Genomic DNA, 5,469 nt, shown 5'->3' on the forward strand with positions numbered 1-5,469 from the left:
ATTTGTTCCAGGATACAAAAAAGTAGCCTTGCCAAATGCTGCCAAGGCTACGCAAGATAGTCTTTCATAGAAAGATCTTCTTCTTATGTAAAGATACTTTTTTCGTCTTTTACTTGGTTATTTAAACAGTACCTTTTTTTTATGATTACTCGGATTTCAGTACCTAAATAAGAGCAATTATTTATATCTTTACATTTGAAATAAGCAAAGAATTAATGTCAAAATTTATCAACTAATGATAGAAAATAGCAAGAAGAAATTATGGGAAAATCCATGGGGATATAAAGAGAGTTTTATCATTTCCATTGGTTTCTTAATTATTGGTTTTGTGTTGGAAGTAATTTCCGGAAGTAAAGGGGTTAGTGCACCTTCCTGGCCTGTAAACATTGTCATTATTCTAATTTTCATGGTCTATATTGTTTTATGTTCATTATATATAAAACATCCTATTATTAAATGGCTATCCAGTATTCAAGCTACTGTTTCGGCTGTAAGTATATTTACTGTTTTAGTATTGTTAATGGGCTTTATCAGGCAGGAAGATCAAGGAGCAACAGGATTAGTTAAATCCTTGGGATTATCGCATGTTGCACAAAGCTGGTCGTATTTACTCTCTGCTTTGTATTTATTACTGATATTGGGTTTTACAACTTTTCGCAGAATGAAACCCTTTAATCTAAAGAATAGTGCATTTTTCCTTAATCATTTTGGTTTATGGCTCATTGTGGTTTCGGCTTCACTTGGTTCAGGCGATATGTATAAACTTCAATTAAGGATTAATGAGGGAAATACCATGCAAGAAGCCAGCGATGGAAAATATACTTATCGTATTCCTTTTAAAGTTAAATTAGTCGATTTTCATATCAAAGAGTATCCTCCTGAAATTGGCTTGCTCGACATTGGAGCGGGTATGTTGGAGATTGAAAAAGGAGATAAATTATTATTGGTTGAGGATCAAGAAAAAGAATTTGGAAACTGGAAAGCCAACATTACTAAATATTTAGGATACAGTAAGCAAATGGGAGATAGCTTTGTTGTGGATTCATCCTTTGGATCATTTGCAAGTGTTTATATTGAAGCACTCAATCTTAAAACCAAAGAAAAAAAGCAGGGCTGGGTAACATATGGAAACTTTATGGCCAGACCCAAATATCTTTATTTAGACGCGGATTATGCTTTAGCCATGGTTCAACCCAAACCAGAAAAATACAGTTCTGATTTAACGATATATACAGATGATAACGAATTTGAAGATCACAAACTTGAAGTAAACAAGCCTATTCGTGTGAATGGTTGGGTGCTTTACCAAACCGGCTATGACGATCGTTTTGGAAAATGGTCTGATGTAAGTATCATCGAATTGGTGAGAGATCCTTGGATTAAAGTAGTATACATCGGTATTTTTATGGTTTTATTTGGAGCTCTTTATTTGCTTTGGGTAGGAAGTGGAAGAAAACAATAATGAATTAAACAGAAAAAAATGACCTGGCAAGAATATCAATATTTCATCATAATCACAGTCTTTACTTGGTTGCTGAGTTTAGTGTTATTAACCTTTTGGAAATCGCAGAAAATGCAGCTAATCGGGAAAATATTAGTTTTCGTTGGATTAGCTTCTATTTTGGCTTTTACTATCGGATTATGGATTAGTTTACAAAGACCTGTATTCCGTACATTAGCGGAAACCCGACTATGGTATGGTATATTTATAGCGATTATAGGAATCGTTGTTTATTACCGTTGGAAGTTTTTGTGGGTTTTATATTATAATTTAGGATTGGGTTCGCTATTCTTAATTATCAATTATTTCAATCCCGATACTTTTGATAAGACACTTATGCCAGCCTTACAAAGTCCCTGGTTTATCCCACATGTTATCGTTTATATGATTGGCTATGCTTTTCTTGGTGTAGCTTCATTGATTGGTCTGGTCGGTTTATATAAAATTTGGAAAAAAGATGAAATAAAAACTACTCTATTATTGGCAGATAATATCGTTTACATTGGTTTTGCTTTCTTAACCTTTGGTCTTTTATTTGGAGCACTTTGGGCCAAAGAGGCTTGGGGACACTATTGGACCTGGGACCCAAAAGAGACCTGGGCTTTTATTACCTGGCTAATGTATTTGCTTTATATTCATTTGAGATTCAATACCAAGAAAAATATTAACTGGGCTTTTTGGGCTCTTGCACTTGCCTTTGTTGTACTGATGATATGTTGGTTTGGTGTTAATTACCTTCCTTCTGCCCAATCGAGTGTACATGTGTATGGAGGCTAATAACCGGAGTCCGGGATAGGATTTAACTCACAGAAAACCAATGATGCACCCGCCTGAACGGATTTATTCGAGCAGGTTTAATTTGGGCTTTTAATCATGAAGTTATAGCATGCTATTTCAAGTGATTTTAAGTCCAAAGATGATGTAAATTAGCTTTCCTTTTCAAGGGTTTCGATGATTAGCCCATATACTTCCTCTAATTTCCTTGCCTCGCCTGAATGACAAAGTCGGGCAGGAATTATCCAGATAGAACTTCGAAAATTTGAGTTGTCAATGAGTTAATCATCTGAAAATGTGAGCAAAGCTTATCCCGAACTCAGGTTAATAAATGAAAAAGGGTTGATAAAATCAACCCTTTTTCAAACAACTATTAATTATGGAAATTGGTTCCATTGGTCTACTAACTATTTACATAATTAGTTATTCAAATATACAAAAGTGTTTATTAAGGTAAAAATGAGATTAATTCAATTACTAGCTATTAATAATAATATTATATTGAGATATGTCAATATATTAAAAACCTGCTATTAAGCCTACGCCACCTACAATTAAGCCTACTAACACATTAATTAGCTTCATGTATACAAAACTCTTTTTGGATTCAGCCAATAGAGGAAGCGCACCATGACCATCCTGAACAATTGAATTTGCCAGTAAAATACTAAAGGGAATATTCCCACTCAAAAACAATGTAATGAAAAGAATATGTGGTCCCGACTCTGGAATTATGCCTACTAATACAGCAATTACCAGAATCATATAAGGGTTATCTTTAATCCACGTATTGATGGGAAGAAACTCCATTCCAAAATGGATGAAAAGCAGTGCTCCCAATGTCCATAGGAAAATTTTAAATAAATGCTTTTTGATTATATGCTCCCACAAGTGATGTTGCAGAAAATGATCGGGTGAAGTAGTTACTATGAACAAAGCCACGAAAGAAGCAAAAAGTGCGGTTATTGCTACCCAATTGAATTCTGGGTTATGAGCATGTGCATGATCATGTGCTCCATGCATTAAAATATTATCGTGATCGTGTAATAATTGTCCAGTTAGCATGCCAACAATAAACAAAATAACACCTGCAATTAAAATAGCACGTTCAAAGGTAATATTCTTTAATTGAGGTATAATTTGCTTTTGTTCAAAACAGCTACAAGAAGGTTCGTGTTCGTGAAAAGCAAAATGCAATTCTTTTCTCTTAATAAAATTTTTATTCTTGAAAAAGATTTGCAAAATAAGTCCACTTATAAGCGCTACTCCAAAAATGATCAGCATTAACTTAATAGCCATATCTGGCATCATCGAAAACATCACAAATGCTTCATCACCTGAAGTGGCTATCATTGCTGTAACGATAGCTGCGAAACTAAATACACCATGAGAATAAAGAGTTACAGCTGTATACGTTCCCAAACATCCGGGAACTAATCCCAAAAGTGCAGCTACTAGAATTTGTAAAAAACCAGATTTTTTCAATGGTTTACTCCATTGTCCTTGGGTGAGTATAGTAATATACTCAATCAATAACATCATTACCAATACAAAACTGGTAATCATTAGTGTATTTCTTATGACATCAATCAAGGGCTTCTTTTGCTTTTTTATTCATGACAGATTTCGATATTCTGATGCTTATTTCATAAAGCAGTACCAAAGGTAAAGCTATTAAAACCTGGCTCATCACATCGGGAGGAGTAAGTATAGAAGACAAAATTAAAATGACTACAAAAGCATGTTTTCTATATTTACGCATAAATTGAGGTGTAACTACGCCAATTTTGGACAAGAAAAAAGTTAATACAGGTAACTCAAAAACAATTCCTGCAGCAAAACATATGCTGGATATATTGGAAATATAGGAGCTCAGATTAATTAAATTATTTACTGAATTACTAACATTGTAACGGCCCAGAAAATTAATGGAAAGCGGAACAATCAGAAAATAACCTATTAAAACACCAATAAAGAAAAGGAGATTAATGGCCAATACAGAATATCCAGCAGCTTTTTGTTCCTTGTTGTATAATGCTGGCCTAACAAACCTCCAAACTTCGTAAATAACATAGGGAAAGGATATAAGAAAGCCACCTATCATGGAAATTCTGATATGGGTAAGAAACTGGCCTGCCATTGTCGTATTAATTATTTCCAGAGGGAAAGAATTAATACATAAAATATCTTTACCCAATGAGTTTCCAAGCCTGCATAATAATTCATTGGTAATAAAGGAAGGATCTTTTGGGCCAAGTATGATAACTTCAAATACAATGCGCTTAAAAAGGAAAGCAACTATGGCAAAAAACAAGACAACTACTACAGAGCGGAACAAATGCCATCGAAGTTCTTCTAAATGGTCAAAAAAATTCATTTCTTTAACTTCTTCAATATCGCTATTAAGCTCTTTTCTCATGGCACAAAAATAAAGAATTCCAAGTCATGATTAAAATTAAATCATTTCAAAATGGATTAATGTATATTTACTCTTTATCTGATTAAATGATTGCATTAAATGGATCAAACTAGGGAAAATATAGTTGAGGCCGGAATTATTATCATAGGAAATGAAGTTCTTAGTGGAGAAACTCTGGATACGAATTCTCAATATATTGGAAAAAAATTAAATGAACTTGGGATTTTAGTTCGAAGAAAAATAAGTATTCCTGATCGTCATGAAGATATTATAGATGCCATCAATCAGTTAAGTGCGTGTTGCCGCGTATTAATCGTTTCAGGTGGACTCGGACCCACCAATGATGATATCACTAAAAAGACATTAGCAACTTATTATCAGTCAGAATTAGTGTTTGATAAAGAAGTTTTTAGAGAAATAGAGAGATTATTAAAGCATAGGGTTTCCGTTATTTCCGAAGTTCATCGAAATCAAGCATACATACCTGCCTGTGCCAAGGTGTTGAGCAATAATTTGGGAACAGCTTCCGGATTATTGTTTGAAGAGAATGGTCATATTCTTATTGCGCTCCCTGGCGTACCCTATGAACTCAGAGGACTTATGGATAATAAAGTTTATCCTTTCCTTAAAAATCTGGTAACTAATCAGGGACAAACATAGCAAGTAATTTTATTCAATTTCTGAGTTTTCCACAATATAGATGACAGGTACACGCTTAGGCAATTAATAGTTGCAATCGAATTGATTTGGAATATTTTAAGAAATGGGAATAACA

At 33.8% G+C, this 5,469-nt stretch carries 5 protein-coding genes; 3 read left to right on the forward strand and 2 right to left on the reverse strand.

Annotated features, from left to right (window positions below):
- The first annotated feature begins 235 nt into the window (after positions 1-235).
- Both HOG71_08230 and ccsA read left to right on the forward strand, forming a co-directional pair.
- Entirely contained in the window at positions 236-1,462 is a 1,227-nt protein-coding gene (locus HOG71_08230) for a hypothetical protein (GenBank protein MBT5990829.1), read from the forward strand.
- An 18-nt stretch (positions 1,463-1,480) separates the two neighbouring features.
- Positions 1,481-2,278: a cytochrome c biogenesis protein CcsA gene (gene ccsA, locus HOG71_08235; GenBank protein MBT5990830.1), complete on the forward strand. Its 798-nt coding sequence runs from the start codon at positions 1,481-1,483 to the stop codon at positions 2,276-2,278.
- A gap of 516 nt (positions 2,279-2,794) precedes the next feature.
- Here ccsA and HOG71_08240 read toward each other — a convergent pair.
- On the reverse strand, positions 2,795-3,841 hold the full coding sequence (locus tag HOG71_08240; protein MBT5990831.1) for an arsenic efflux protein: 1,047 nt from the start codon (positions 3,839-3,841) through the stop codon (positions 2,795-2,797).
- A 19-nt stretch (positions 3,842-3,860) separates the two neighbouring features.
- Entirely contained in the window at positions 3,861-4,694 is an 834-nt protein-coding gene (gene tatC / locus HOG71_08245) for a twin-arginine translocase subunit TatC (GenBank protein MBT5990832.1), read from the reverse strand.
- Positions 4,695-4,793: 99 nt separating this feature from the next.
- Here tatC and HOG71_08250 point away from each other — a divergent pair, with 99 nt between their 5' ends.
- On the forward strand, positions 4,794-5,354 hold the full coding sequence (locus tag HOG71_08250) for a competence/damage-inducible protein A (protein ID MBT5990833.1): 561 nt from the start codon (positions 4,794-4,796) through the stop codon (positions 5,352-5,354).
- Positions 5,355-5,469: the final 115 nt, after the last annotated feature.

The sequence above is a fragment of the Bacteroidota bacterium genome (assembly GCA_018698135.1).
Classification (GTDB): Bacteria; Bacteroidota; Bacteroidia; order CAILMK01; family JAAYUY01; genus JABINZ01.